This is a genomic window from Klebsiella sp. X1-16S-Nf21, from assembly GCF_002837615.1.
Taxonomy (GTDB): domain Bacteria; phylum Pseudomonadota; class Gammaproteobacteria; order Enterobacterales; family Enterobacteriaceae; genus Klebsiella; species Klebsiella variicola.
The window spans coordinates 26,792-51,007 of the sequence record NZ_PJDK01000018.1 but is presented as its reverse complement, the minus strand read 5'-3'; the positions used below and the strand labels follow the sequence as shown (position 1 = coordinate 51,007).

At 46.5% G+C, this 24,216-nt stretch carries 34 protein-coding genes; 6 read left to right on the top strand and 28 right to left on the bottom strand.

The window, feature by feature from the left end; translation table 11 throughout:
* Position 1: 1 nt before the first annotated feature.
* From CW267_RS10770 to CW267_RS30495, 14 genes are all read right to left on the bottom strand, one after another.
* Positions 2–382 (bottom strand): hypothetical protein, encoded by a 381-nt coding sequence (locus CW267_RS10770; RefSeq protein ID WP_100781336.1) that lies wholly within the window; start codon positions 380–382, stop codon positions 2–4.
* Positions 363–701 carry a head-tail adaptor protein gene (locus CW267_RS10765; RefSeq protein WP_014228910.1) on the bottom strand — a complete coding sequence of 113 codons (339 nt, stop codon included), beginning with the start codon at positions 699–701 and terminating at the stop codon, positions 363–365. Before CW267_RS10765 ends, CW267_RS10770 begins: the two co-directional genes overlap by 20 nt.
* On the bottom strand, positions 698–1,015 hold the full coding sequence (locus CW267_RS10760) for a head-tail connector protein (RefSeq protein WP_100781335.1): 318 nt from the start codon (positions 1,013–1,015) through the stop codon (positions 698–700). Before CW267_RS10760 ends, CW267_RS10765 begins: the two co-directional genes overlap by 4 nt.
* The gene (locus CW267_RS10755; protein WP_080930068.1) at positions 996–1,256 is read right to left on the bottom strand and encodes a hypothetical protein; all 261 of its coding nucleotides are present in this window, start codon (positions 1,254–1,256) and stop codon (positions 996–998) included. The genes CW267_RS10760 and CW267_RS10755 overlap by 20 nt, the downstream gene beginning before the upstream one ends.
* 58 nt (positions 1,257–1,314) lie before the next feature.
* Complete coding sequence (locus CW267_RS10750) at positions 1,315–2,601, bottom strand: phage major capsid protein (protein ID WP_100781334.1); 1,287 nt, start codon at positions 2,599–2,601, stop codon at positions 1,315–1,317.
* 77 nt (positions 2,602–2,678) lie between these two features.
* On the bottom strand, positions 2,679–3,599 hold the full coding sequence (locus CW267_RS10745) for a S49 family peptidase (protein ID WP_064147921.1): 921 nt from the start codon (positions 3,597–3,599) through the stop codon (positions 2,679–2,681).
* 36 nt (positions 3,600–3,635) lie between these two features.
* Positions 3,636–4,895, bottom strand: a complete 1,260-nt coding sequence (locus CW267_RS10740; RefSeq protein ID WP_012542166.1) for a phage portal protein — start codon at positions 4,893–4,895, stop codon at positions 3,636–3,638.
* Complete coding sequence (locus CW267_RS10735; RefSeq protein WP_017898992.1) at positions 4,895–5,074, bottom strand: hypothetical protein; 180 nt, start codon at positions 5,072–5,074, stop codon at positions 4,895–4,897. Before CW267_RS10735 ends, CW267_RS10740 begins: the two co-directional genes overlap by 1 nt.
* A complete protein-coding gene (locus CW267_RS10730; protein WP_012542167.1) occupies positions 5,068–6,789 on the bottom strand; it encodes a terminase large subunit in 1,722 nt (573 codons plus the stop codon). Before CW267_RS10730 ends, CW267_RS10735 begins: the two co-directional genes overlap by 7 nt.
* Entirely contained in the window at positions 6,789–7,223 is a 435-nt protein-coding gene (locus tag CW267_RS10725) for a phage terminase small subunit P27 family (protein ID WP_012542168.1), read from the bottom strand. Before CW267_RS10725 ends, CW267_RS10730 begins: the two co-directional genes overlap by 1 nt.
* A gap of 247 nt (positions 7,224–7,470) precedes the next feature.
* Complete coding sequence (locus tag CW267_RS10720; protein ID WP_014907818.1) at positions 7,471–7,902, bottom strand: hypothetical protein; 432 nt, start codon at positions 7,900–7,902, stop codon at positions 7,471–7,473.
* On the bottom strand, positions 7,899–8,222 hold the full coding sequence (locus tag CW267_RS10715; RefSeq protein WP_023289183.1) for a hypothetical protein: 324 nt from the start codon (positions 8,220–8,222) through the stop codon (positions 7,899–7,901). The genes CW267_RS10720 and CW267_RS10715 overlap by 4 nt, the downstream gene beginning before the upstream one ends.
* The gene (locus tag CW267_RS10710) at positions 8,174–8,536 is read right to left on the bottom strand and encodes an HNH endonuclease (RefSeq protein WP_032428746.1); all 363 of its coding nucleotides are present in this window, start codon (positions 8,534–8,536) and stop codon (positions 8,174–8,176) included. Before CW267_RS10710 ends, CW267_RS10715 begins: the two co-directional genes overlap by 49 nt.
* Entirely contained in the window at positions 8,520–8,684 is a 165-nt protein-coding gene (locus CW267_RS30495) for a hypothetical protein (protein WP_162838183.1), read from the bottom strand. Before CW267_RS30495 ends, CW267_RS10710 begins: the two co-directional genes overlap by 17 nt.
* 178 nt (positions 8,685–8,862) lie before the next feature.
* On the opposite strand from CW267_RS30495, the gene CW267_RS10705 reads away from it, so the two are divergent.
* Positions 8,863–9,087: a hypothetical protein gene (locus CW267_RS10705; RefSeq protein WP_032749552.1), complete on the top strand. Its 225-nt coding sequence runs from the start codon at positions 8,863–8,865 to the stop codon at positions 9,085–9,087.
* Between the two features lie 38 nt (positions 9,088–9,125).
* Here the strand turns inward: CW267_RS10705 and CW267_RS10700 are convergent, their stop codons facing one another.
* The 4 genes from CW267_RS10700 to CW267_RS10685 all read right to left on the bottom strand — a co-directional run bounded on the left by CW267_RS10700 (position 9,126) and on the right by CW267_RS10685 (position 11,572).
* Positions 9,126–9,563, bottom strand: coding sequence for a hypothetical protein (locus CW267_RS10700; protein ID WP_065888617.1), 438 nt, complete (start codon positions 9,561–9,563; stop codon positions 9,126–9,128).
* A 949-nt stretch (positions 9,564–10,512) separates the two neighbouring features.
* On the bottom strand, positions 10,513–10,863 hold the full coding sequence (locus tag CW267_RS10695) for a hypothetical protein (RefSeq protein ID WP_041168977.1): 351 nt from the start codon (positions 10,861–10,863) through the stop codon (positions 10,513–10,515).
* A complete protein-coding gene (locus tag CW267_RS10690; RefSeq protein WP_023159886.1) occupies positions 10,860–11,357 on the bottom strand; it encodes a lysozyme in 498 nt (165 codons plus the stop codon). The genes CW267_RS10695 and CW267_RS10690 overlap by 4 nt, the downstream gene beginning before the upstream one ends.
* The gene (locus CW267_RS10685) at positions 11,357–11,572 is read right to left on the bottom strand and encodes a class II holin family protein (protein ID WP_021462597.1); all 216 of its coding nucleotides are present in this window, start codon (positions 11,570–11,572) and stop codon (positions 11,357–11,359) included. The genes CW267_RS10690 and CW267_RS10685 overlap by 1 nt, the downstream gene beginning before the upstream one ends.
* An 854-nt stretch (positions 11,573–12,426) precedes the next feature.
* Here CW267_RS10685 and CW267_RS10680 point away from each other — a divergent pair.
* The gene (locus CW267_RS10680) at positions 12,427–13,578 is read left to right on the top strand and encodes a nucleoid-associated protein (RefSeq protein WP_100781333.1); all 1,152 of its coding nucleotides are present in this window, start codon (positions 12,427–12,429) and stop codon (positions 13,576–13,578) included.
* Positions 13,571–14,788, top strand: coding sequence for a hypothetical protein (locus CW267_RS10675; protein ID WP_131876676.1), 1,218 nt, complete (start codon positions 13,571–13,573; stop codon positions 14,786–14,788). The genes CW267_RS10680 and CW267_RS10675 overlap by 8 nt, the downstream gene beginning before the upstream one ends.
* Here the strand turns inward: CW267_RS10675 and CW267_RS10670 are convergent.
* From CW267_RS10670 to CW267_RS10645, 5 genes are all read right to left on the bottom strand, one after another.
* Positions 14,785–15,132, bottom strand: a complete 348-nt coding sequence (locus CW267_RS10670; protein WP_100781331.1) for an antiterminator Q family protein — start codon at positions 15,130–15,132, stop codon at positions 14,785–14,787. The genes CW267_RS10675 and CW267_RS10670 overlap by 4 nt on opposite strands.
* Positions 15,133–15,144: 12 nt before the next feature.
* Positions 15,145–16,176 carry a DUF968 domain-containing protein gene (locus CW267_RS10665; protein ID WP_100781330.1) on the bottom strand — a complete coding sequence of 344 codons (1,032 nt, stop codon included), beginning with the start codon at positions 16,174–16,176 and terminating at the stop codon, positions 15,145–15,147.
* 199 nt (positions 16,177–16,375) lie between these two features.
* Entirely contained in the window at positions 16,376–16,768 is a 393-nt protein-coding gene (locus CW267_RS10655) for a DNA-binding protein (RefSeq protein WP_032418037.1), read from the bottom strand.
* A gap of 40 nt (positions 16,769–16,808) precedes the next feature.
* Complete coding sequence (locus CW267_RS10650) at positions 16,809–17,066, bottom strand: hypothetical protein (RefSeq protein ID WP_227521837.1); 258 nt, start codon at positions 17,064–17,066, stop codon at positions 16,809–16,811.
* 44 nt (positions 17,067–17,110) lie between these two features.
* Positions 17,111–17,344, bottom strand: coding sequence for a DinI-like family protein (locus CW267_RS10645; protein WP_100781329.1), 234 nt, complete (start codon positions 17,342–17,344; stop codon positions 17,111–17,113).
* 351 nt (positions 17,345–17,695) lie between these two features.
* On the opposite strand from CW267_RS10645, the gene CW267_RS10640 reads away from it, so the two are divergent.
* Both CW267_RS10640 and CW267_RS30020 read left to right on the top strand, forming a co-directional pair.
* Complete coding sequence (locus tag CW267_RS10640; protein ID WP_165787433.1) at positions 17,696–19,198, top strand: ATP-binding protein; 1,503 nt, start codon at positions 17,696–17,698, stop codon at positions 19,196–19,198.
* Positions 19,191–20,195, top strand: a complete 1,005-nt coding sequence (locus CW267_RS30020; protein ID WP_133124644.1) for an O-methyltransferase — start codon at positions 19,191–19,193, stop codon at positions 20,193–20,195. The genes CW267_RS10640 and CW267_RS30020 overlap by 8 nt, the downstream gene beginning before the upstream one ends.
* On the opposite strand, the gene CW267_RS10635 is transcribed toward CW267_RS30020, so the two are convergent.
* From CW267_RS10635 to CW267_RS10615, 5 genes are read right to left on the bottom strand one after another with little or no spacing between them, the layout of a single operon-like run.
* Positions 20,156–21,385, bottom strand: coding sequence for a DNA cytosine methyltransferase (locus CW267_RS10635; RefSeq protein ID WP_227521836.1), 1,230 nt, complete (start codon positions 21,383–21,385; stop codon positions 20,156–20,158). The two genes, CW267_RS30020 and CW267_RS10635, sit on opposite strands and share 40 nt — an antisense overlap.
* Before the next feature lie 14 nt (positions 21,386–21,399).
* Positions 21,400–21,945 carry a replication protein P gene (locus CW267_RS10630; RefSeq protein ID WP_227521835.1) on the bottom strand — a complete coding sequence of 182 codons (546 nt, stop codon included), beginning with the start codon at positions 21,943–21,945 and terminating at the stop codon, positions 21,400–21,402.
* On the bottom strand, positions 21,857–22,876 hold the full coding sequence (locus tag CW267_RS10625; protein ID WP_074439630.1) for a DnaT-like ssDNA-binding domain-containing protein: 1,020 nt from the start codon (positions 22,874–22,876) through the stop codon (positions 21,857–21,859). The genes CW267_RS10630 and CW267_RS10625 overlap by 89 nt, the downstream gene beginning before the upstream one ends.
* 44 nt (positions 22,877–22,920) lie before the next feature.
* Positions 22,921–23,475, bottom strand: coding sequence for a toxin YdaT family protein (locus CW267_RS10620; protein WP_100781326.1), 555 nt, complete (start codon positions 23,473–23,475; stop codon positions 22,921–22,923).
* A 2-nt stretch (positions 23,476–23,477) separates the two neighbouring features.
* Positions 23,478–23,705 carry a helix-turn-helix transcriptional regulator gene (locus CW267_RS10615; RefSeq protein WP_072041862.1) on the bottom strand — a complete coding sequence of 76 codons (228 nt, stop codon included), beginning with the start codon at positions 23,703–23,705 and terminating at the stop codon, positions 23,478–23,480.
* Between the two features lie 109 nt (positions 23,706–23,814).
* Here CW267_RS10615 and CW267_RS10610 point away from each other — a divergent pair, with 109 nt between their 5' ends.
* Positions 23,815–24,204, top strand: coding sequence for a helix-turn-helix domain-containing protein (locus CW267_RS10610; RefSeq protein ID WP_032429384.1), 390 nt, complete (start codon positions 23,815–23,817; stop codon positions 24,202–24,204).
* Positions 24,205–24,216 lie beyond the last annotated feature (12 nt).

Sequence of the window (24,216 nt, the reverse complement as noted above, 5' to 3'; positions counted from 1 at the left end):
GTTACTCCGGAGTGGTGAATATAAAGTCGCGCGCCAGACGGTACTGGATGCGACCACTGGTCAGCGTGATCTTGTCCTGCTGGATACTGCCGCGCGTCACGTAACTGACCGGACAATCCTCAAGACGGCTTTGCACAATGGCTTTCCATTCTGACCAAATCTGCTTATCCAGCATCAGCAGGCGGCTGTAGTTATCGATCAGATAAATCGCCACCTGTATGCGGACAGAGGAAAGCCCAGTTCTGGCCAGGCCAGCCCCTACCGGCGCATCCGAAATACGCTGATATGTCACCCCTTCCTGGACCGTGTCCGGCAGTAAAAGGGGATGCGCATTCATGCCGGTGATGCGCTCCAGCGCCCCCTTAATCGCCAGCTCTATCATGCCGACCGTCAGCCTCCCCCGTGATAATGATCCGGTCCGTTTTGCGGTCGATATTACGGACGGTATAAACCAGATTTTTCGTCGTGATTTTCCAGTCGATATCAACCAGCACACCCGGATAGACCGTAAACAGGCAGGTTTCCACCACCTGCTGCTGATCCAGCGTGCGGACTTTCCGCCCCGATACCAGCTCCCGTTTTGCCCACGCTTTTCCCGATTCAACCTGCTTTTCCGGTAGCGGTTCGCCCAGCGGCCCCCGACCGGACTGTACGTAGCTAATCGCAATGCGACAGTTCATATCACCCGGTTTCAGGCTCATAGCGTATGCTCCTGCAGGGGGAAAAGAAGATGCCTCACCGAAGCGGTTTCCAGCCACTGTCCGGTATGGCCATTCAGATACGCATCGCTGACCAGAAACTGAATGGCCAGCCGGATATCTTCATCCGCGATAAATCCGCGGACGGTCTCCGGGAGTGCCTGCAGCTCTTCATCACTGGTGACCAGCTTGCAGTAATAATCACGCTCGATGCTCCGCTGCGCGGCGTTCACCATTTGCGTGAGCATGGCGTCATGCTCCGTGAAATCCAGTTCCAGGCGTAGCTGGGTTTTCACATCATCCAATGTCAGTATCAAAATCGCTGTCTCCCGGCTTCGGTTTCAGCGCACGTTCGGCATCCTCCGACCATACCGCGATACACCGCTTAACCAGTTCTTCGGCGCGCGATCCTTCAAAGCACGCGATATCTCCACGGGAATAACGGTGGTGCGGCCCAAGGAACACAACGGATTTACGCTCTGCCTGTGCGACCACGGTCGCATGGTTGTCCTGTGTGCCTGTTTCTTCCGGCTCCACTGCTTTATTTTTCGCAGCCATAACATTCTCCTGAAAGGGAAAAGCCCGCATATGCGGGCCGTATTTACTGAGGGATGGGTTAGAACAGGACGCCGGTACCCAGCACCAGGCCTTCCGGATGACGGAAGCCAATATCATGCTCAGTAACAACGCGGATTAGCGACTGGTTACGGGAAAACGCAGATACCAGGGTGCCATCGGCATCGATGTAAGAGGCTTCCTTCGAGAAGTCGACTTTCATATTGCCGTCTTCAGCGATAACCACATCATTGAAGTCAGCAAAGTAAATCTCAGTCTCCTTACCCCCGGTCCCCAGATTCGCAGGGATCGCGCTGGTACGCTGAACCGGATATCCTTTAAGTAATCCCTGAGCCATTTCCGGATAGACTTTGTTGCCGTTGCCGTCACGCAGCCCAAACAACTTCATATAGGTACGGTTCGACATGCCCCAGCCGCTGCTGATCATATTGCTGTTGCCGTCCATCGCCATCAAAATGATCTTGTCCAGATACTCGTCAACCGTGTTCAGGTTGATCGCTGCATCAGCTTCCCACGGCAGCAGGCGGTTCCACTGCGTCGCGCGCGCCTTCATACCAATCGGTGTATCGCCGGTACCGTCATCGCGCATAAAGGCTTTATCCTCACGCACTGAGATGGCGGTCAGAATATCCTGCAGGACCAGCTGCTCGATGTTGAATCCGGCGCGGCCAATCAGTGCATTGGAAATAGGCACCATCGCAATCAGAGTTTTCGCCGTCAGTTTTACATCATCAAAGCGTGTTTCTGATGTCTTGGCGTCTTTGTTTTCTCCTGTGTAGCTTGCCGTTGCGCCACCGGCTACGCGTGGTAGCGTCATATTACCGTTAGGCAGCGGAACGGGACGGGCACCCAGCTTGCGGACGATGGTTCGGTCGCTCAGTAGCTCGATCACCTCACTGTGGAGGTTCTGCGGAATAAGCACACCCCCGGACGCCGCTGCGGTGGAAATGGCCATCGATACGGACTGGTCATTCAGCTCTTCTGAAGCGAATTTTGCCGCATCCTGCAGATTACCTGCGCCTGCGGCGACAGACATAACCAGTCGGGTCATGCCGGCACCGGTGTACTGTTTCGGCTCCTGCTTAACAATAATGCCGGGGGCCTGCTGAGTCGCTTTCACGGGCTTTGCGACCAGCGCCGCAGCACGTTCGGCGGCTTCCAGGCGTTCAATTTTGGCGCTGATATCAGTGAACTGCTGCTGCAGGTTCGCAAACTCCGTCAGTTGCTCCACAGTCAGCGTGCCGCCGCTGGCGTCAATGGTTGCCAGGGCCTGAACCTGTTCGTTGATACCCGCACGCTGACGACGCAATTCTTCAATATGTGGCATTTTATTTCTCTCTTTTTAGACATAAAAAAAGCAGCCTGCTGGCTGCTTAAGGTGACGCGGTTTGTGTTTGCGCCGGGTTACATTTTGGTTTGCAGGTCCATCGCGGCTGCCTGCATCTGAATGGAGGTTTTTTGACGGGGTTGCTGATACTTTGCCGCGATAGCATTGATCGCCGCCTGGGGGTCAGAGACTTCATCCGCCAGGCCGGCGGACACAGCGCCAGGGCCAAAATACAGCCCCGCCTGCGTATCAATGACGGCCTGCTGATTCAGGCCGCGATATTCGGCCACCGACCCCGTAAACGTCTCGTACATTTCGTCGATCATGCCCTGGAACATACCCAGCGACTCTTCACTCAGTGGTTCATGTTGGGTGCCGTTATTTTTGTTATCTCCCCGGTAAATGGTGGTGAACGTCAGCCCCATTTTTTCTTCCATCTTCGACGTATCGAGGTGCTCCATGATCACACCAATCGACCCCACGCCACTGGTCTGGCTGACGATGATTTTGCTGCAGGCCGATGCGATGAAATACGCGGCGGAATACGCGCTGTAGTTCACAATCGCCGTGATGGGTTTCGTGTCGCGAGACTGATAAATGTAATCGGCCAGCTCCTTGCACCCCACCGCTGCGCCGCCGCCGGAGTTAATATCCAGAACGATTTCGCTGATTGAGGGGTCGTTTAACGCCGCCTGCAACTGCCCGCGGATCCGCTCGTAGCTGGTCAGCTCGGAGCACATCGCCGTAATCTGCCCCCGGCGTGGAACAAGAATGCCGTGAACGGGGATCACCGCCACCCCGCCGGTGGGCTGGACCTGCTCAGCAGCAGGTGATTTACCCGGATTCAGCGCCATCTGAATGGCGGCATCTTCGGTGATCCCCTGAATACGGGGGATGAGCACCGCTTTCACGGAGTCCATTGTTTGCCGCGTCACGTAATGCGGCACGCCAAAGACCATATCTGCCAGGTGCGGCAGGTTAATTAATTTCGTTGTCATGTTGTCTTCCAGGTCATCCCGCGCGGCGGGAAATAATCAGGCTCTGGCCAGAAGGGTTTCGATTTCGGCCAGCTGTTTCGCTGTCGGCGACTTATCGCCAGGAAGGATCTTCGCGCTGTCGACCATATTGAGCGGCGTCAGGTATTTGTCCCCGCCAGCAATTGGCGGCAGATTCTCCATACGCCGGATATCGTTAGTGGATAGCCATCCCCACTGGCGGCCCAGCGCATACGATTCATAGCGTGACTTCTGGTCGCCTCGCAGCAGCCCGGAAACGTTGAACTCGATGTACAAATCGCGGCGTTCGCTGGGCAGAAGCAGATCGCGCTGCAGCGCACCCTCATGGCGTTTCAGCCAGGCCAGCAGCGTATACATCACGAACTGCAGGCCCTGGTGCTCGATGTTGTTGTTGGTCGCTTTCGCCAGCATCTGCACCATATGTGGCGGGATTTTATAGAGCCGGCAGACCTCTTCCACGCCCCACTGCCGCGACTGTAGCAGCTGCGCCTTTTCGTTATCCTGAGACAGTTGTTTGTAACTCATGCCCTCCTGCAGCAGTGCCACAGAGAACATATTGTGAATACCGGAATGGCGTTCGGTCCATTTCGCCAGCAGGCGATCAATAGCATCCTGGCTTTTAATGGTCGCGGCCTCTTTCGGACGCTCTATCACCCCGCTCATCGTTGTCCCGCGCCGAAATGTCGCTGCCGCATGCTCCTCAACGGCCAGATTCAGCCCCAAGACATCGGCGTTCGTCTGAATGGGGGAACTGCCGATATAGCCATCCAGAGAAAAGACCTTCACATGGTGCATCATGCGCATCGGCAGAATTTCACCGACTTCCGGGAGTTCGTAATACGGCATACCGTCCGGCCCTTTCAGCACAATGACCTTTTTCGGGTTAATGGGGATCAGCTCTTTCGGGTAGCCTTTTCCGTCCCGTTCGATGATCGAGTAGCAATTTCCCTCAAGCCCCAGCAACCCCTGCTGCTGCTCGAAATACTCGAATGAGGTGTCTTTCCTGTTGGGCTGGGAGTGAATCAGGTCATAAACCGGGTGGTCCGTCGCACGCTGGCGCCCGCCATTTTTATCCCGCCGGTAGAGTTCGCACGGCAGCTGCGCGACTGACTCCGCCAGGAGGGTGACACAGGCCCGGACCGCTGAAAGTCCCAGAGCGGTTTCCGGCGTGATTATGATGCCAGTTTTGCTCTGGCTTGAACGAACCCCGCCCAGCATGGCTTCCCAGAAGCTATTACCCGAGTATTGTCGGCCCCTGAACATCTGGGGTAGGAACATTATTTACCTCCGCCATTGCTGACGCCGGAGGAAAAGGCCCGGGTTGTCATATATGACCAGCCCAGACAAATAATCCCTCCTGTTATCAATCCCACTGATGGAGAAATAAGCCAGGCACCTGCGGATAACAATCCAGCACCAGTGAGGCCGACAATAAAACTCAGAACTGAAATTAGCATGCTATATCCTCCTCATCGTATACGGATGTCATCACTGAACTGTTAAGCATGGCGCGCCCCAGCCCCATCATTAAACCAACCGCACCATCTATCTTGTTCTGCCGCCCTTCTTTCCCGGGACGCACAATATCGTCACTTCCGGGAAGGTACTGGCCGACGATATTGGAAATACACCAGTTCATGACAGGATGTCCGTCATGATGGAATCTCCCCGAGATGAGCGCAGCCTCAATCTCTCTCATAGGATCACTCATATGGGTAAAATTTTGTCTTATCTCGACAGGCTCAAGCCCCTCTTCCTCAAGCATGTGACGTAATGAAGTCGCGCCATAAGGATCAATGGGGCATTGGGCAATTTTTACGGTATTCCGCAGCTTCAGGATCGTTTCAAATATCAGCCTGTAATCAACTTCGCCACCATCGGTCGGGATCAACTTACCCTGCCGGACAAAGGACTGATAACGTTCTGCGGTACTTTTCAGCGCGGTCTCCTGCGAGTAAATGGTTTCTTCTGGTGCCCAGAACAGAGGAGAAACACAGTAAAAATGTGTTATTCCGTCTATTTCACGACGAAAAACTGGAACCACGGCATTGAGGTCAACTTTCGAGGCCAGATCTATACCCAGCCAGCATTCTTCCCCTTCAAAATCTGACAACTTAAGGTTTTTATCGGCTGCATCCATCCATTTTCTCAGGTCGTAATAAGCTGATTTTGCGCTTACCCAGCGATTGAAATGCTTGGTCAGAATCTTGTTTGTCTGCCCGGGCGTCGACATACCCAATAATTGTTTAGCCCGGAGAAAATCTGCTTTTACCGAAATGCCATAGTTGGGGTTTGCCTTGATTAATGCCTCAGGAGTCGTCCAGTCATCATCGTCATCAAGGCCATAAATCAGCCCAAATATGGTTTCATTTTCCTCGCCATTACGGGTTCTCCGCAGGATCTCGACAACCTGAGTACGCTTTTCATAGCAAGGGGATGTAATGTCATAGCCGGCGGTGGTGATGATCAGTGTCATCGGTTGTTCACGAGCCCCCATACCGGTGGTCATGGTGGTGTAAAGCGCATCAGTAGTATGTTCGTGATATTCATCAATGATGGCGCATGATGGCGAATCACCATCCCCCGGGTCACCGATCACAGGCGCAAAAACCGAACCGTCAGGGCGCGTCATTTTTTTTGCCCAAGGTTTTATCGAGAATTTTTGCCGCAATGCCGGCAGCTTTTTCACCATTTGCAGCGCCGGAGAAAATACCTTCCATGCCTGTTTTTCAGTCGTGGCGCCGCAATAGACTTCTGCACCATGCTCGCCATCTGCACAAAACATATAATTTCCTACAGCAGCGGCAATAGCGGATTTCCCGTTCTTCCTGGGCACCTCGATATAGATTTCAGAGAAACGACGCAGGCCTGTCTTCTTGTGTACCCATCCAAACGGTACGCCAAGAGCGAACTTCTGCCAGGCTTCAAATTCAATCCGGAGTTTACGCCGGGCCCATTCCCCTGAGGTATGAGGCATTTTCTGGGCAAAACGAAGAAATCGTTCTGCTTTGTTTTTATCGAAGCGGTAGGGCCAGTGGGGATCCTTTGCTCGTTCGAGGTCGTCCAGATGTCGCTGACAGGCAAGTACCGTTAACTGACACGCCAGAATCTTCCCGCCAACGATATCCCGCGCATACTGGTTCGCCGCATTGACGTTCGGATAGGTAGCCATCAGTCAAACTCATCGAATTCATTCCCGTCATCGTCCGGATCCTTTTGTCCGCTGGTCATGCGAAGACGACTGAGCGGATCTAACCCCAACAGAGAGCCGAGGCGGGCAAGCTGGGAAACCGAGTCATTCCGGACATTAACTGCAGGGTGTTTTTTCAGGCCCCCCATTTCACTTTCTGAGGTCAGTCCGCTGGCCAGCATTTTTTCGGCTTCGAGCATCAGATGAAAAGCATTGCAGTAAGCCAGCAACAAAGGTGCGTCCTCCAGCTCAAACACCCCTCGGTCGATGAGTATTTTGCTTTGCGTCTTCCACATTCTTATTGCCGCCTCCCCCATTAACTCAGCGGGAGGCGCAATACGTGTTAATTTGCTTTTTTGCCCGGTGGGTAAAGTGGGTTTTCGGCCACCACCGGACGATCGAATTCCTCCGGCCATAAACGTTCCTTTGATAGATGAAACCTTCCGGAAAAAAGTTTCTTATTTCTGGCGTGTAAAAATAGACTTCAACGGGCAGTCCCGAAGCGCGAAAGGGGTCAGGGATTTGCTCCCCCCTACCCCTGGCTGCAGCTGCCTCTGTCGAGGTGGAGGTCGTCATTCCGGCTGCGCCGGCGGCGAATACGGTTCGCATTGGTGGGCCGACGTATCTCAGACGTTCAATGAACACCAGTTGTTATACCGGCGATCAGGATCCTGTCTCGGTAGCGGAGCCTCCATCGGCCTGCAGTACGCTTTCTGGTAGCCGTTCATCTAATGGCTGGTTCTCGAACACCTTCATGCCAAACTGACCGATCCAGGTGCTGACTGAGTTGATGTTCCCTGCGATGAAGTCGGTCACCTCGGCGATCAATCCTTTAACGACGACATCCGTACTCTGACGCCAGTAATTCTCAATCGCGACCAGCAACGGATCGGAACCATTACTGACAGATTGTTCACCTACGCTATACGTTTTTTTCTTCGCGCTATCGGTGATACATCGCAGCTGGCTGGTCTGGACGGCCCCAGCCTCTGCAGCGATGACCTGCATCGTCAACGTAGCCACTTTGTTCCCGTCTGCATCAGCGCTGGATGCATAGAACATGGAAAGCGTCAGATCCGTGCGTTGATACATCATTGCTTACCTCCACGACGATGACGTGAACGGCGACCACCGGGAACCATTGTCTGTTGTTCCTGCACCAACTCCCCCTCTAAAGGCTCCTGATCCAGTACAGGTGATGAAACAGGGGCCGGAGCAATATCATGTGCAATCGTCAGTTTCAGCAGTGGGCGGCCGCCCTGGACATGCTCAAAATGGATGCCATGTACGGCTTCATTCATTCGTGACTGACCATCCGTCTCCAGAACGGTCAAAACACCATCAACGTATTCAATTTTGAAACTCTTCATCGGGTTCTCTCTGTTGCTGTTTTCTTGCTGTGGCAGGTCCAGCACAATGACTCCAGATTAAAGTCATCATCGGTACCGCCATGAGCTTTAGGAATGATGTGGTCGACACTTGAGGCTTTCGTGGCAATACCGTCTCGCCTGCAGTTCTGACAAAGGTATTTATCCCTCTTCATGATACGGGCCCGTTTAATTTCCCACGGTCGACCATAACCACGTTCCTGCCGAGTTTTTCCGGGCTGATAGTTACGCCAGCCATCACCAGCGTGTTGCTGCCTATGCATCTCACAGTATCCTCCGACATCATTGGTCACAGCCGTGCATCCTCTGTGCCGGCAAGGTCGTTTAGCTCGTGGCGGCATAAACATCCTCGAGCATGAGTTGAGGGAGAAGAGTTAAAGCGGCACTGTCGATGGGAAACTCTGAAACGGGCAGCGATGAGCATGACAATCCGTCACACTCAATCGCCACCAGCTTCTCGTCTACGTATGCAATTTTTAAGTTCTTCATCGCGTTACCTTTTGCGAATAAAAAAGCCCCGCAGATGCGAGGCTACTGGTTAAATATCAGGGTGTTACTGTGAAAGCTCAGAGTGTAAGGTTGCGGCTCAGCCTATCTGTGGTGGGACACAGTTAAATATTCTACTTGCAGAGGAATGGCTGATTAGCTCTGCTTAAGGAACTTTAAAATGGAAGAAGAAATTAAATATAACATCGAGGTGGATTGCTCAACTCTGGAGTCTGCAGCAAAAGAAATAAGAGCTCTCAAAGGTCTTCTGGCAACTATGTTTGTTTGCCTTGATCAGGATATGAAGGGTGTCGTAATACATCAACTTTCGCAGATTGATGATGAATACAACCAGAAAAACTTGGAGATGCTAAAGCAAATCCAACATATCCATAACCGACCTTAATAGCTATGGCAGACGGTTACAGGCTGTCTGCCGATCTATTATTTATTTCGATATCTTAATTGTAGTTCCGCAATCTTACAGTCCATAAAGTGTAGTAGTGCCTCAGCAGCATCTAACCGTTTGAATACCTCATCAATGTTTGGCTGCATACCTGAAGCGTATATCTTACCCTGCGTTTGAATGCTCCAAGCACTGACAGAGGTCAGGGTATTATCCGGTTTATAACACTCTGCAGAGGAAATTGCCGCTGAGACTACAAGCTCCTGCAGGTCTGGGCGATCATGTTCCACCACCAGAGATTCATCATTCGCATTGACATCATAAGATAAGGTAAACGGAGCGGTAGCCTTGCCTGATATAACCTTCTCGACCAGCACGCAACCAGACTGAATGACTTTAAATCTGACTTTGACCCCACAGACAATGCCATCATTAATCTGTTGAAGGTTTGTAATAGTGACTTTCAACGTTTTCAAGTTGCTTCTCCTCATTATCTCTTAAAAGGGATATCGTTTTTTTATCCCTTAGAGGGGATAGACTTTCGCACCGATTCGTAAATCCGCTCACAGGGCATTCCTGTTTCCCCTGATTGGTTTTGTCACATATTCTCGTCCAGGATGTCCTCAAGCCATGAAACCGGCTAAAAAAAAGGCCGCATAGATATGCGACCTTTGGTTAGTACCAGTTAGAAAACTAAAATCTCTCAGGAGCCACCCAAGAGAGGCTTTTCTGCTTTTTAACTGACCACTGCCGTTTCGGTGTTGGCTGGCAGTGATAACGTGATGATAGCTTCATTTAAGTTATCGATAGCATTTAAATATCGAAAGAGCTCATTGATCCAATCATTTTCAACTTGCCGGAACATTCAACCAGAGCAACAGGCTTCTATGCTGGTCTTTTGAGAGCAATTATCAGTTCGCCCTAACGAGGCTGGTAACTAACATATTATTCGATGGTTCCTTAGACAGTGACCCATAAATCTAATTGTTTAATGTACAATTGGATGGGCACACAAATAACCACACCATCCCCAAAGTTAACAGATTTGATAACACACCCTTGTGGCGGAAAAAATTCCGCACCAGTCTGGGGCCGGATCGAGCGCTCAATGCCGTAACGATAACCGCATGGTAGTTGTGGTAGTAAGTTTACTGTCATGAGTGGCTACTTAGTTAAGAGTGGTTTGAGATCCTATAGTGCATGACACCCCCTGAATTAGATACAAACATTTCGATGCTGAAAGCTTGAATGTCTTGTTTTCAGATTTTTTGTTCACTTAAGGCCACTTATTTCATGTGCTATGCCTGTTACTTACTCACCGCCCGATAGTACGCCTGCCAGCGATACTTATCCAAACGGAGCTGGCGCAGGCACTGAGCGGTTTCTATATCAGACTGTAAATCTTCATCGCTGTCATTTCCTGCGTCACTTGCTTTGCACGGCGGGCTCATCAAATCCGGGGATGGAGTTGGCAGCATCGATGGCGCGCTGACGCAACTGCACAGCAGCAGCATCAAACCTACACACAGTACGATTCGGAGACTGAACATATTTCACCACGTCGCGGGTTATTGTTTTGTAGATGACCTTACCCGCTTCGTTAGCAGTAGCGGCCTTTTCCTCTACAGGCTTAATGGCATTCTCGGCCTTCTCTCTCTTCTTCGCAGCCTGAGCATTGATGTGATCAGCGTGGGAACTCCATCCCATACGCCATGAAATGGCACAGGACATTAGCAGGATTGCTATTGCGATGATAACGGCGGTTAAGCGACTCATCTTTGCTCCCATAAACACACTTCACGCTCAATTTCCCTCCGGGTAATAAGTCCTTTCCACTGCTTACCTTTGGCATAGGTCCAGCGGCGCAGCTGATCACACGCACCTTTCTGGTCCCCCTGGTTGATTTTGTGAAGCAGAGTAGAGTTCTGGAAGTTCCTGGCTCCGACGTTATAGGCGAATGAGTACAGAGCCCCACGCATTGTTTCTGGGATCGGTTTTTTGATGTAAGGGTTGATCTGCCAGGCGACGGTGTTCAGGTCTTTATTTAGTAGGGCCCGACACTCTGCCTCGGTATAGGTTTTGCCGAGCATGATATCTTTCCCTGTGTGGCCGTAACAAACCGTCCAGACACCTACCACATCCTGATAAGGGTCGTATCGCACTCCCTCAAGCCCATCATTACCCGTCGGGCCAGTGATGAGTGCAGAGGCAATCGCCAAGGCCCCGCCGCCGACCGCCGCAAGAACGCTTTTACGTAGTGTCGGAGACATTATTCACCTCGAGCAGCTTTTCGCCGGTCTTCTTTAATTTTGAAAAACAGATTCGTCAGGTATGTCAGCAAGCCGAATACCAGACTTCCCAGAACACCGATAGCGGCCCACTGGGATGGGGATACTTTGTCGAGCAATTGCAACATCCAGAACCCCGCGTTACCTGCGGAAGTTCCGTAGGCAATACCTGTTGTTAGCTTGTCCATTCGATACATACTCCACCTCCGGGTTAACGGGGTGCTTTGTGCGTGTAGGGGGTCAGGCCCATCGGGCTGATTTAACAACGAGCCGTATCGATGATGATTCCCGTGAGCCTGAAATAAGAAAGGCCACGCAAAGCGCAGCCTTCAAATGATGTTTACCTTTTCTTTCTGAAGCGCACTATTGATGGCGTAAAAAAGCCCGCCTGAAGGCGGGCAGAAAGTAGGCATTCTAGGTAGTAACGAAACGAAGGCACTCCTAATAGTCCGAGCTACCGATTTACCAGGAAGCATTCACTTTTGCCGTTACGTTCTATAAACATAGAAGGGCACCGCAAAAGTAAACCTGCCATAAATCTTAAATATGTTTAGTGGCAGTGTGGTGCCGGGTGCCTCCCGGTGAGCATACCCCAGTCGGCATGGCCCGCGCTGCATTTACAGGTTTCTGTAACTGACTGGTCGCCCCTCCGCACAGGGGGATTCACCACATCCATAATTTATGTCCGAACCATTCAAATCGTCAATGTCCGAAGCATTGCATCCAGAGTTGTATTTCCAAGACCCAACTCTGTAGGAACTCCAGTAGATCAAGCCCGTTGTTTGAACTCTCCAGCATATTCATAGTCACTGTCTCTGGGTTAACGTGGGCCTGGAAAGATAAAAGGCCTGAGTTTCATCTCATATGCATGATCTGAAAGTTTGATCCTAGGCATAAAATGCAAAAAATGTGACGTCTGAGGAGATTTTAATGGTTAAGCTGTGTGTCGAAGTGACCACTCTTAGCAGAGTACAACATCTTTTGCGTACGCGTTAATATTTTATTACTCTTAGAAATACACAGCGACTTGCACAATGGGAAAGAACAAAAAATGACCAAACTTTCAATCAACCATGTCATTGTCCACGAGTTACTCAAAGAAGCCCAAAAGGATTTTGATCACTCGAAACGGTATAATCTTCGTGACACTGAACTTGATAAATCAAACAAAATTGTTCAACAACTGGTAGATGGTGTTGTCGAATTATATGGGACTCGTGGTAATCTAGCACATCATGGTATTTTCAAAGACGATCCATCACTCAGAGGCCCCGTTCCAGATTTGTTTGATAAATATTACAATGATAAAAAATCTGATTCCTCTTCATTTATAAACCTCACCAAAGAAATCATGAAACAAATGTACGTGGAGGCAAAAAAGCAACCTTGGTCATCAGGTGGTTATGTTGTTTTTACTGATTATATATTGCAAGGTTTACGATTTATTTTAGTGACGATGATAAAAAAGAAAAATGGTGTTACCATAAGCGCCAACTTAAACCCTGAAGAAATGATACACCTAGAGCTCAACTATATTAACCAAGCAGCAAGAGTCAACTTTCATCGCTATTTCGAATACAACTCAGCTCCAGATGATAAAAAATCGCAAATAAATTACTTGAGCTTCATAAGTAAAACAAATGGGCAGTCTGCTTCTGCATATTTTATTGCTGCGCTTGGTTGTGATAAAGGATTAGCTTCAGCAGGAGCCACGCGAAAACTTCCTAATGAAGCTAGGAAATTTTTCAAAAAAAACACTGAAACACTCCCTATCGCTGAAGAATTTAGGAACAAAATAATAAAATATCTCGAAAAGCAATGTGAGTCCAGTTTGCCAGCCAGCTTGTCAGATATAGAAGCTATTGGCTTTGAAGAGCTGTCTATTTTCCCAGATGAGAAAAGGAATGAAATATTATCTGGATTAATGCAACACCTCAATAGTGAGGGGGTTGGTATACCGACTGATTTCGTAATAAATAAAACATCCCTAGACAAACTCAAAAAAGTAATGTATAAAAACCCATTATATAGTTTCAATTTCGATAAAGAACTTCTTGGCGATAATGCTGATGCTAGAATTTTTTATGATGAAAAAACTGGCAATCTTTGTTTTAATAACCTCCCTGAGGAAGCAAGATCTAAAATAAGAGCAGCTCTTAAAGAGAAAACAAAATTAATTAATACTGAGAATGAAAGTGAATAGTTTAAAAGTTGTTGTCGAATTATTTAGAATATCCGGCACACCTGATTGCAATGGTGAAACATTTTCTGCGTCTTTAGAATTTTCTGATAACATCATAGCAATAATTAAACCGATCTTATCTGGAGATTTTTCTTATGGACGTTTTATTGACCTAGATATAGATGATGAAGAGATACAAAGTATAGATGAAATACCATCGCATGGTGAAATAATCAACTTTACTTTCCTTGTCAGTCAATCAAGTTCTGAACGTTTTTACACGACAGCAAATGAATTATTAAAAGTAAACAAAATAATGCGTGGCTCTCTACCGAGCCAGTTCTATCTCATTGATTCTGATTACCTTTATGGCGAAAACAACAAGCCAGAAGAAATTGAAAAAATTGAAGCCATATGTAGTATGATTACTGCACTATCAAAACTATCACATTTTCATGACATCAAAGAGAATGGAAATTCAAATTTTTACCGTTTAGTGTTCGTTTTGAATTCCGAATCTAAGTCATCTTCTGCAGTAATAGAAACCGTCTTAAACGACAAAGTTTTATCTTACCCGAAAATTGATTATTCCTTAATAAACTCTTTGGTTTCAATTGATCCAAACACCGACCTTCACTATGACGAAAAAATAAACACCTTCCGAAACACTTTGATTGAATATATTAAATCAGCTGATAACGACTTCTGCGAAATAATCAAAAATTGGCCTTTAATATGTGATTTATATCGTAATAACCTTGCTGTCTATATGTCTGCATTTTCTTTTCAAAAAGCAAGAAAAGAAATAGCCGAAACTGAAATCGACTACGCAGATAAAATATCAAAAATAACAACCGACATAACTAACAAAGCCTTAGCAATACCAATTTCTCTAATAGGTTCCATTGCAATATATCAATTAAAATCAAATATGGAAATATATATTACTTTTATGGGGCTCACAATCACAAGTATAATTATGACATTAACACTACTTTCTCAAAAGAAACAGCTAACACGGATAACTCATGCAAAAGACATTGTATTCTCGTCTATCGAAGATAAAATTTTTGATGAGCAATCCGATATTAAAATACGTTTAACAGAAGCGAAGTGCGAACTTAAAAAAAACGTCAAATTTTCTAATTTAATTTTGGATTTCCTTATGTCACTAAGTTGGGTGCCAGTATGTATTGGCACCACTGGAATATTATTCAAGATATTTAATTAAATCGTTAATGTCGATTTGACGCCCTCAATAAATCCTAATGCTGCATGTAACTCTTTTCTTATGGTACCATCAGAACATTTCCATTTCTTCGCGATGGTTCTTAATGAGATGCCTATTACAAAATGAGCAATTATCAACTCATACTCTTCCGGCTTATATTTTCGCAATCGCGCTACACATCCGTCGATCATGATACCTTCATCATCATCGCATTGCTGGCGTGTTTTCTTTCCATGAGGTAGCAAACCTTTAAACCCCGCAGCAATGGGTTGCCAGTCAACACCACTATTATCGGATGCCGCCCAAGCTCCCCAACGGTCCATTATTTCGTACATATCTCTCATTTTTAAAGCTCCTCAGGATAGAACGCCGAGCGAGTAAGCCCGATCCAGCAATTTAATAATCAATACCGGCTGGGTGCCGTATTCACGCTCAAAAGCGGCTGGGTCATGGTGCAAAGAGCGATGGTGCTTGCGGCATAATGGGATCGTAAAAATATCGTGGGCCTTGGTGCCTACGCCGCCCTGCCCCCAGCCAATAAGGTGGTGTGCATCATCTGCCGGCTGCCCGCAGCACATACACGGCTGTTTTTTAACCCATGAGATAAAGTCAGCTGATAACCATCGAATCCGCTTAGGTCTGGCGAATAGTGTCGCCGGTGCAACAGGATCGACGTTCACAGGTAACAGAGGTTTGTCCGGCGTTGCTATTGCCGTTGGCCTGATTGCTTTTTCGATACGAGGAGAAAGAATGCTGGTGGCCGGTACCGACGGAACAATCTCACTCTCCCTGTAAACCGATTTAATGCCATCGTCTTTAATACGCAGGGATCGGCGCGCCATTTCTTCTGTAATTTCATTTCCAATCCCGGCGCCTACCGCCCACCAGCATAGCTCCGCCAGTGACAATGAGCGCTGAGCGTCCAGACCAAGCGCGATGCGGGCAGTGTCGATTACCCAGTCAGCGTTATTAACACCTACCAGTTGATCGAGGGTGTGTTCCGTTTGGTTTTTCAGCTCATTATCACAGTGCCAGCATGCGATTATTACACCCGTCGAATGGCGAAACGGGACGAGCTCATGGTGATGGTAATCGGAATGTGTCCACTGACAGTTTTTAACCTGCCTACGCAACCATGACTCGAGGGCACTAACCCCACCAGCTGCAGTGATAACTGCCTTCTTCATGAAAAAAGGTCTGATCCCCATATCATCCCGCAACAGCTGCCGGGCATCAGGAAGACGTCCACTGGGTATCTTTTTCATGCTTGCCGGCGGCATTTCAACAAGAACCCGGCCGGCACCGAATAACGGCATTAATTCACTACCCGGCTTAAGCAGCACAATTCCAAGATGGCGTGCAATATCGACGTTAAGCAAAGCTCGCATCAGTCCCTCCACATCTTCTGTATGTAGGTCCTGTCAATCCGTGGCGGCTTCTTCGATTCCGGCAACAGCACGCGGATCTCCCACGATGTAAAGTCTCTGGACAAGCTTTTCTCAACCACACAGTTATTTTTACGGTATCGCTCCACCAGCTCTGTAGCCTCAGCCTCTGAAAGTTGCTCGTGTAAAAACCAACTTTTCTTCATGGCTGATCACCGAACAGTCGCAAAAACTCAATCGCTCTTTCACGCGCGCCGGGTTCTTCAGCGATCATTTCCTGCAGCAGCAGCACGGCGAGCATAGGCTCCTTTCGCCCGACGATGGAAATTCCTCTGGAGACGCGGCGAGAGAGTTTTATAAAATTTTTTCTCTCTAACGCACGCAGATGCAACAGGACAGCGTTAGACGAGCTAACGCCGAGCATATCGGCCAGCTCAGATAGCGTAGGTGGGTAGCCATGCTGATTGATGTAGGCCACAAGCAGATCGAAAACTTCCTGCTGTCGAAAAGTTAGTTTTGAAGACGAAAGCAAACCGGCGCTCGATGAAGGAGCACCAGTCTGATGGGATTTTGATACTTCGGGGGTTTGCGTCATGGTTTCTCTCCGCGACGCAGCAGGTATAGGTTGTTCAGGCCTATGACGGGATTGTAACAGAGCCAGGAGGAATCTGGTAACCCCCTCCGGTCTTTGCTCTTTCAATCATCTGCGAAAACAGCGAGAGAGTCCCCACGATCTCATCGGGCTGCAGAGGCATAAACGAAACAGTATCACCGCGACGGTACATTAAAGCGCGCTCACATACGGGAAAAGAGGTGAGACGGGCAACAATTACCCCGTCATCGCATCTGATTACTACATAGCCGGTGTTCGGCATTTTTTGTTTTTTAGCCACAGCAAAATCCTCAAAATAAACCAGGTCAGCCACTGGACCTCTACTCAATAGAACCAGTCGTCAGCACTTTCCCAGGTATCCTGAAGGACTTCCTCAACCTTATTTTCAACTTCCATTTCGCCACCGTAAACACTTAGTCTATCCGAGCATGCACGGCGTATAGCCAGACGGCATCCTTCGAACTGATTCTGGAGTCGTTTAAATAACTCTTTTTCTAGTGCCAAGACCGAGCCCTTAGGAAGTTCTTTAGTGCGATCAATGGTTAATTCAATCTTCATAATTGCCTCCGCTGCTTTAACTGTATGTTTATACAGTACACTTCTGAGTGAGATTGATCAACGGCTTAACAGCACGAATTGTTAAAAACTTGATTGGATAATAATTTCACATCGAAAACACCAATTTACGATACGGTTTCTTACGTGCGTAAAAATAACAAGAGGTGCTCCGATAAGAACCGTAACGAGTGTAAAAGTGAAATTTAAATGCTGTATTTATATACAGTTCATATTCAGCCTATGTGTACAAAACGAGAAGGATTATCAAATAATAGTCACAATGCGTTATAATTAGCGTTGCATTAGATTTACGCCTAGATATCAATGACATATGGATTCTCGATACAATCAATGCGTTCATTCATAAAAATTTTTTTTGGCTATGAAGGCGCATTACTAGTAATGTATTATCAAGCAGTAATGTCTCAATTATCTACTAAGGAAATGAAATTGAACAACACTCCAGTTAATGCCTCGCCAGCGAAAAAGTTTTTTGTGGATATGCTGACACGAGATATAGAACTTACAGATGCAATACTTGATCTTGTTGATAACTGTCTTGACGGCGCAATGAGATCAATATCAACCAATCCCGTTAAAAACTATAACGGGTTCTACACAAATTTGATAATGGACAAGGATAAATTCATTATCGAGGATAACTGTGGCGGGATATCTGCTGAACGTGCGGAAAATGAGGCATTCCGATTAGGTAACACAAATTTTGGTAAAGAAAGAACAGTACCCACCATAGGTGTATATGGTATTGGTATGAAAAGAGCAATGTTTAAAATGGGTTCTCACTCCATTGTTTCGACAAAAACAGACGAAGATGAATATGAGGTCGAGATTCGCCCAGACTGGTTAATCGATGATAGTAATTGGTACTTACCATTAACACACAAAGCCACCGGATTAAATCATAATGGCACTAGAATTGAAATAACCCAGATAAGAGATGGTATATCTAGACTATTAGGAGATAAGATTGTTTTCCAATCAGATCTAATGAATGTCATATCCAATCATTTCGCAATAGTTATAAACAAAGGTTTTAAAATTAGTTTAAACGGCCAAGTGATTAAACCAAGTCTCACAACTCTTCTTTATGATGAAAATGCTTTTAAAAACGGGGATGGAATAACTCCTTATGTTTACACTAATGAACAAAATGGAGTTAGTATAGAGTTATCTGTCGGGTTCTATAGAGATCTTACAACTGATGATGAAGATGTAGAGTATTTAGAATCTAAAACTTCTAGCGAAAAGGCTGGTTGGACGGTTATTTGTAATGACCGCGTTGTCATTTATTCTGATAAAACAAGATTAACAGGGTGGGGGGAAGCGGGAGTACCTGCATATCACACCCAATTTATTGGCATTGCAGGCGTAGTAAAATTCACTTCAAATGATGCCAGTTTATTACCCGTAACCACTACAAAACGCGGAATTGATGGCAATTCAGACCTTTACCTAGCCGTAAAAGACTATATGCGTGAAGGTCTTAAAACCTTCATTAACTTTACTAATAAATGGAAATCCTACGGTAACAGTAATAACACTATAAAATCGATGAGTAATAAGTCGCTCCCTGCGACTTCAAGCGAACTTATTAATATAATTCCTAAAAAACAACTCAAAGCGAATCCTAAGCCATTTGGAGGGAAAATATACAAACCCTCACTTCCATTGCCAAAAGTTATTAACAAAACCAAACTCATAAAATATAGCGTTGAAATTGACGAGTTTAACCAAGTGGCAGAATATCTATTCGATGATGTGAATGTACCGGCTGTTGACGTTGGGCGAAAAACATTTGATAAAATGCTAAAAGAGGCTTTAGAAAATGAGTAATGGAAACAGCATACCTTACCATCTTAGGCATAATAAAGCCGTTGACCGGAATCTGTTTATCGATCTATTAGGAAAGGTAAATAATTGTAAAAATATATCTGACTATGTATACGCTGGTTTTGGAGGACCTTTTCTTGAGGATTTCAAAGTAATGCATAGCGTTCTAAAAATAAAAAAAATGATTTCTCTTGAGATTGTTGAAAATACACATAAGCGTCAGAAATTTAATATGCCGAATTCTTGTATAGATATCGGGAAAGAGCCACAAACAAGTCAAAATTTCCTTACAAATTATAACTTTAAAAAAAGAACTCGGCATGTAGTATGGCTCGATTACACTTTGCCTTCTATGTTGAACGACCAATTAGGCGAAATTGAACTACTCTGCAACAAACTTAATGCCTACGACATATTAAAAGTTACTGTTAACGCTCACGCTGAAACGCTTGGTCGCGATCCCAACGCACCGTACTCTGCAACTCCCCAAGACTATCGTGCATCAAATTTAAGTTCCATATTAGATAGATATGCACCTTATCCAATAACTCCAGATCATACGAATTCAAAAAGGTATCCAACAACATTACTTCACGCAATTCGTAAAGCAGTTAATATGGGATTATCCACTAGGTCTGATATATTTATGCAACCATTATCATCTTTTATTTATGCTGATGGCCAAACAATGCTCACAGCTACTGGAATTTTGTTAGAAAATGATGAATCAAAAATCAATCGTTTCTTTAAAAGGTCTCGCTTAGAACATTGGCCATTTATCGATAAAACGTGGGATAAGCCGAGAAATATAAGTATTCCTACGATGTCTTTAAAAGAGCGGTTTGAAATTGAATCGAAACTTCCAAATAGCACCCCTGAAGAAATTATTGAGTCTATGGGATTCTATCTCTCTGAGACAGAACCCAAAACAATTAATCAATTAAAAACCTTTATTGAGTATCAAAGAGCAATACCTTGGTTTTCTAAGGTGCAATTCTGACTAAACATTTTGCACAGTTCAGCTAATGGTAACAGCATTGCTTCAGCAACTATAGGGCAAACGCTGTTACCAATTTGTCTGAAACTATGCCATTTTGTTGGGTGAAATTTGAACCAATCAGGGAAGCCTTGAAGCCGAGCAGCTTCCCTTGGGCTAATAACACGTGGTTGATATGGATGAATAGGTCTAACTGCTTGAAAACTGCCTTTTTCCTTCCCTGTACCAGCCCTTAATGTTGGACAAAATCCATTAGGATCTAAACGTTTAGATTTAGATATACGATCAATCTCTCCAAATTGTAAATTGTTATAACGCTTCTGAACTTCATGGCTATGCAGAGTGCCCAAAAATCCAGAAACTTTTCCCTGTTTCAATTTATACAGCGTTTCTTTATCCCCAACCCCAGAAGGTATCTCACCCCACAATTTATCGTAAAAAGAGCCTTTAAAATGGCGTTCTACTTTATGCCAAGCCTCAGCATCAGTCTGCCAACTTGGTTCTACCATAAAATTAATGCCTGCTAAGGCATCACCGACTGTAATCATACGCTCAGCTTTTTTCGGGGTGAATTGCTTTATATCCAGTAGGTCTTTACCAAGTGTCTTTTTATAGCCAATAAAAAATATACGAGTTCTTGTTGTTGGTGCACCATAATCTGAAGCTTTCACTTTCAAAGGTGGCAAAATATAATAATCATCTTTAATTAAAGATAATGCTTTATTTCTAATTGGATCATATTTCTCATTCATAATACCTGGCACATTTTCGGCCAAAAAGCATAATGGTTGTATTTCGTTAATAATTCTAAAGAAATGAAAATATAATTCATTTCTTACGTCATCAACATTTCCTTTACCAATGCTACTAAAACCTTGACAAGGTGGACCACCAATTAAACAATCAAGTGATTCCAAATTAATACTTTTTAGTAATTCCTTTCCATCAATGGAAGATACATCTTTCATAAAATGTCGTGAATTTGGGAAGTTAACATGATGCGTTTCAATAGCATGCGAATCAATCTCAACAGCGGCGGAAACGTCAAACCCTGCTCTAGCAGCGCCTAAGCTAAGCCCACCAACTCCCGCGAATAAATCTATTACTTTCATATAATTAAGCATACCCATTTTTATCTTTATGTTAGTATAACATGCTTCTATCTGCTCTTTTTGGGTTAATGTTTTGGTCATTGGCCAGTATGCGATCAGTTGGTTAAATCTACCGCTTTGCGGCGTTTGTACTCTTCCATCAGAAGCTGTGCTGGCGTCGGTCCTGCAGGATGTCTCGGTGCTGCCAACTGCTGACGAATTGGCGGAATCGAAAACCCGTTAGCCAGGTGTTTGGTCCATTTCGTGAGTAAGTTTTCTGCCAGTTTTTTCAGCTCTCCCTCCGTCAGGTTCCTCTCAACTCCGGTTCTGCGCATCTCAATGCAAATGTGATACAGAACATCCTGCTTCCATGGGTATTTGTCGCTTCCCGAATATCGGTAAGACTCGTTTCTCCAGCGTTTGTACTCCGCCATCACTGCATCGGATGTCAGATTGAACGGGTTAGCACCGCTGGCAGATACCAGCGCAACGAACTCAGCGAGATCCGGCGGCCATGTGCTGCCCGCGGCGCAACGCTCCATGCACTGCCGGCAAACCAGCGTAATCTGGGCTTCACTCATCGACCCAATCTGAGCGATCCAGAGCTCTGATGGTTCCTCTCCGTTCTTCAGGATCCATCGGTTCGAAAAGATTTCGCCCATCACTTCCCATAGGCGCCACGCCGTTTCTACGGCCGTCTGTTCCTGCAACTCGCAACCGCTGCTCACGGGCGGCTCGAATCTGTTGAACAGCTCTGGATGCTGCTGGCTCTGCTCGTACTCCCACATGATCGTTACTCCCGTTCGCTGGTTTTTTCTGGCGGACTTCCGCACGGTTAAGATGTCTTGCTAGTTTTTGCTCCCACTGGACCTGGTGAAACGCCCTGCCTTCAACCTGCCAGTACGCGATGAAGCTGCTTAACTCGGCAGCAAGATTTATCCCCGGTCTTAATGGCATTCCCCAAATCGTTGCCAGTCGGGGAAAATCCTCGGAAGGTTTCCACCCGAAATACATCGCAAATTTTCCGAATGCTTGTGTTTCACCAGGAACTATTCCCGGTTGATTCGGATAGTCAGGCACAACTGGTTCGACCAGAACCCTATGTGTGGGGGTTATATCTTTTGGTTCCTCTGGTAGATTCCGGATCCCGTTTTTGGGATCGTTTGACGGAAAAAACGGGATCGTTTGGTTGTTTTGCGTACAGGAAACAGTCCCGTTTTCGGGTGCCTTTTCAGCTGTAACAACCCCGTTTTCGGGAATGTTTAAACGATCCCGTTTTTGGTAATGTTCCCGTTTTTGGGTGTGTTCAATTTCAGCAACGCTTTCTTCCACACCAAGAAGTCGGTAAACCGGGATTTGTTTAGTCTTTCCACGCCGTTCACCTGTATCTTCAATAAGCCCGATCGAAATCAGATACTGCAGGCTCGACTGGACCGTTTTCTTATCCAGCTCAGTTGCTTCTGCCAGCGCAGGAATGGATGGAAAAGCACAGAGATCAGCTCCGCACATGTCGGCCATCCAGGTCAGAACAGCTTTTGCAGAGGACTTCCCTGTCTTGACTTTTTTGGCCCATCGCATTGCGTCAATGCTCATGAAGCCCCCCTATTTTCTGTACGGTACTCATTGTCAAAACTCGATTAAAAAAACTGTGGCGCTACGGCGCTTATGCTCGCCAGTAGTGGTCCCGCCGTATCTGCAGGAAGCATGTTAAAAAGTGCAATTGCTGCCTCCCGAATTTCACGCTCTAACTTTTGCAACGGAGCGCCAAGCAATTTTGCCTGGTGCGCTTCGCTACACTCTTTGATTGCTTGAGCCACCAGCTCGCTTTCAGTCAATCCACGTTTCAATCCGTGTTTGCGCGCAATCTCAATAGGCATTGCATCAGCGATCGCTCCTGAAAGCTGCATGACGTAACTGGCGTACTTATCTGAACCGGATTCGTTTTTCAGGTAGCGGTACAGATTCTGTTTATTGACGTTAATTCCGCGCCCGTTTTGTTTTCTCCATTGCTCAGCCACCAGCTGCGCGATGTGGTCCTGTGCACGTCCAGGTAAAGTCGACTCCCATTCCTGAACGGCAGCAAAAATTGCTCTACTTTTCATCCGAGCCCGGCGTAGACCGGAAAACTGATTTTCTGAGTTCAGTTGCAGCCCCATTACCGGGTTATGATTTTTAAAAGAGATGGTTTGCATGGTTAAGCCTGCCTCCCACTCAGTTCTTTATCAGTCGGGAAGACGCTATCAAGCGAACATTCAGCTCCTAGTTTGTTAAGTGCATCCACAATAGAACGGCACTCCGTCAATCCAGGTTCGCGAAGGTTGGCCTCATAATTTGATAGACGCGAACGACCCCAATTGAGAGTTTTTGCAAGCTGTGCTTGAGAGATGCCCAGCTTTTGACGCTCAGAAGCAATGTTGTTCACTTGATTTCTCCTTGCTATTTGATGCAACTAATTTAGTCACAATATGTGTCTATTGTCAATCTCAAAACGTGATCAATACGATGCCACAAAGCGTGGTAACATTTTGCATATGAAAAGCATGTCTGAAGTTGTCGGCGAGAGACTTAAAGCTCTTCGCGAAAGGAAAAAATTAAGCCAAGCGCAACTTTCTAAGCTGTGCGGCTGGGCTACGGCCTCACGCGTTGGTAACTATGAGCTAGGCGTGAGAAACATAGGTATCGACGATGCTGTTGTCTTGGCGAGAGTGCTGGACACTACCCCGAGTTATCTTCTTTTTGGTGATGAACTTAATAAAGGACAAGAACTCCCCCCAAAACAACGCAGGATGCTTCATCTTTTCAATCAGTTACCTGATACTGAGCAAGACAGAATGCTAGATCTCTTCGAAGTTCGTTTAAAAGAGATTGATGAATACGTTGAGCGATACCTCCAAGGCAGATTCAAGAAAGACTCCGAATAACTTTGATAAAGC

Bases quoted from the DNA above. Each gene is read 5' to 3' on its own strand.
- CW267_RS10680 (WP_100781333.1), top strand. From the start codon at position 12,427: ATGACCAAACTTTCAATCAACCATGTCATTGTCCACGAGTTACTCAAA.
- CW267_RS30495 (WP_162838183.1), bottom strand. From the start codon at position 8,684: ATGAAGAACTTAAAAATTGCATACGTAGACGAGAAGCTGGTGGCGATT.
- CW267_RS10630 (WP_227521835.1), bottom strand. From the start codon at position 21,945: ATGGGCGAAATCTTTTCGAACCGATGGATCCTGAAGAACGGAGAGGAA.
- CW267_RS10690 (WP_023159886.1), bottom strand. From the start codon at position 11,357: ATGTCTCCGACACTACGTAAAAGCGTTCTTGCGGCGGTCGGCGGCGGG.
- CW267_RS10625 (WP_074439630.1), bottom strand. From the start codon at position 22,876: ATGAGCATTGACGCAATGCGATGGGCCAAAAAAGTCAAGACAGGGAAG.
- CW267_RS10645 (WP_100781329.1), bottom strand. From the start codon at position 17,344: ATGAAGATTGAATTAACCATTGATCGCACTAAAGAACTTCCTAAGGGC.
- CW267_RS10770 (WP_100781336.1), bottom strand. From the start codon at position 382: ATGATAGAGCTGGCGATTAAGGGGGCGCTGGAGCGCATCACCGGCATG.
- CW267_RS10610 (WP_032429384.1), top strand. From the start codon at position 23,815: ATGAAAAGCATGTCTGAAGTTGTCGGCGAGAGACTTAAAGCTCTTCGC.
- CW267_RS10720 (WP_014907818.1), bottom strand. From the start codon at position 7,902: ATGATGTATCAACGCACGGATCTGACGCTTTCCATGTTCTATGCATCC.
- CW267_RS30020 (WP_133124644.1), top strand. From the start codon at position 19,191: ATGAGTAATGGAAACAGCATACCTTACCATCTTAGGCATAATAAAGCC.
- CW267_RS10695 (WP_041168977.1), bottom strand. From the start codon at position 10,863: ATGAGTCGCTTAACCGCCGTTATCATCGCAATAGCAATCCTGCTAATG.
- CW267_RS10635 (WP_227521836.1), bottom strand. From the start codon at position 21,385: ATGACCAAAACATTAACCCAAAAAGAGCAGATAGAAGCATGTTATACT.
- CW267_RS10740 (WP_012542166.1), bottom strand. From the start codon at position 4,895: ATGTTCCTACCCCAGATGTTCAGGGGCCGACAATACTCGGGTAATAGC.
- CW267_RS10655 (WP_032418037.1), bottom strand. From the start codon at position 16,768: ATGACGCAAACCCCCGAAGTATCAAAATCCCATCAGACTGGTGCTCCT.
- CW267_RS10670 (WP_100781331.1), bottom strand. From the start codon at position 15,132: ATGAGAGATATGTACGAAATAATGGACCGTTGGGGAGCTTGGGCGGCA.
- CW267_RS10665 (WP_100781330.1), bottom strand. From the start codon at position 16,176: ATGCGAGCTTTGCTTAACGTCGATATTGCACGCCATCTTGGAATTGTG.
- CW267_RS10705 (WP_032749552.1), top strand. From the start codon at position 8,863: ATGGAAGAAGAAATTAAATATAACATCGAGGTGGATTGCTCAACTCTG.
- CW267_RS10710 (WP_032428746.1), bottom strand. From the start codon at position 8,536: ATGCCGCCACGAGCTAAACGACCTTGCCGGCACAGAGGATGCACGGCT.
- CW267_RS10735 (WP_017898992.1), bottom strand. From the start codon at position 5,074: ATGCTAATTTCAGTTCTGAGTTTTATTGTCGGCCTCACTGGTGCTGGA.
- CW267_RS10685 (WP_021462597.1), bottom strand. From the start codon at position 11,572: ATGTATCGAATGGACAAGCTAACAACAGGTATTGCCTACGGAACTTCC.
- CW267_RS10755 (WP_080930068.1), bottom strand. From the start codon at position 1,256: ATGGCTGCGAAAAATAAAGCAGTGGAGCCGGAAGAAACAGGCACACAG.
- CW267_RS10765 (WP_014228910.1), bottom strand. From the start codon at position 701: ATGAGCCTGAAACCGGGTGATATGAACTGTCGCATTGCGATTAGCTAC.
- CW267_RS10725 (WP_012542168.1), bottom strand. From the start codon at position 7,223: ATGGCCGGAGGAATTCGATCGTCCGGTGGTGGCCGAAAACCCACTTTA.
- CW267_RS10750 (WP_100781334.1), bottom strand. From the start codon at position 2,601: ATGCCACATATTGAAGAATTGCGTCGTCAGCGTGCGGGTATCAACGAA.
- CW267_RS10640 (WP_165787433.1), top strand. From the start codon at position 17,696: ATGCGTTCATTCATAAAAATTTTTTTTGGCTATGAAGGCGCATTACTA.
- CW267_RS10730 (WP_012542167.1), bottom strand. From the start codon at position 6,789: ATGGCTACCTATCCGAACGTCAATGCGGCGAACCAGTATGCGCGGGAT.
- CW267_RS10745 (WP_064147921.1), bottom strand. From the start codon at position 3,599: ATGACAACGAAATTAATTAACCTGCCGCACCTGGCAGATATGGTCTTT.
- CW267_RS10620 (WP_100781326.1), bottom strand. From the start codon at position 23,475: ATGCAAACCATCTCTTTTAAAAATCATAACCCGGTAATGGGGCTGCAA.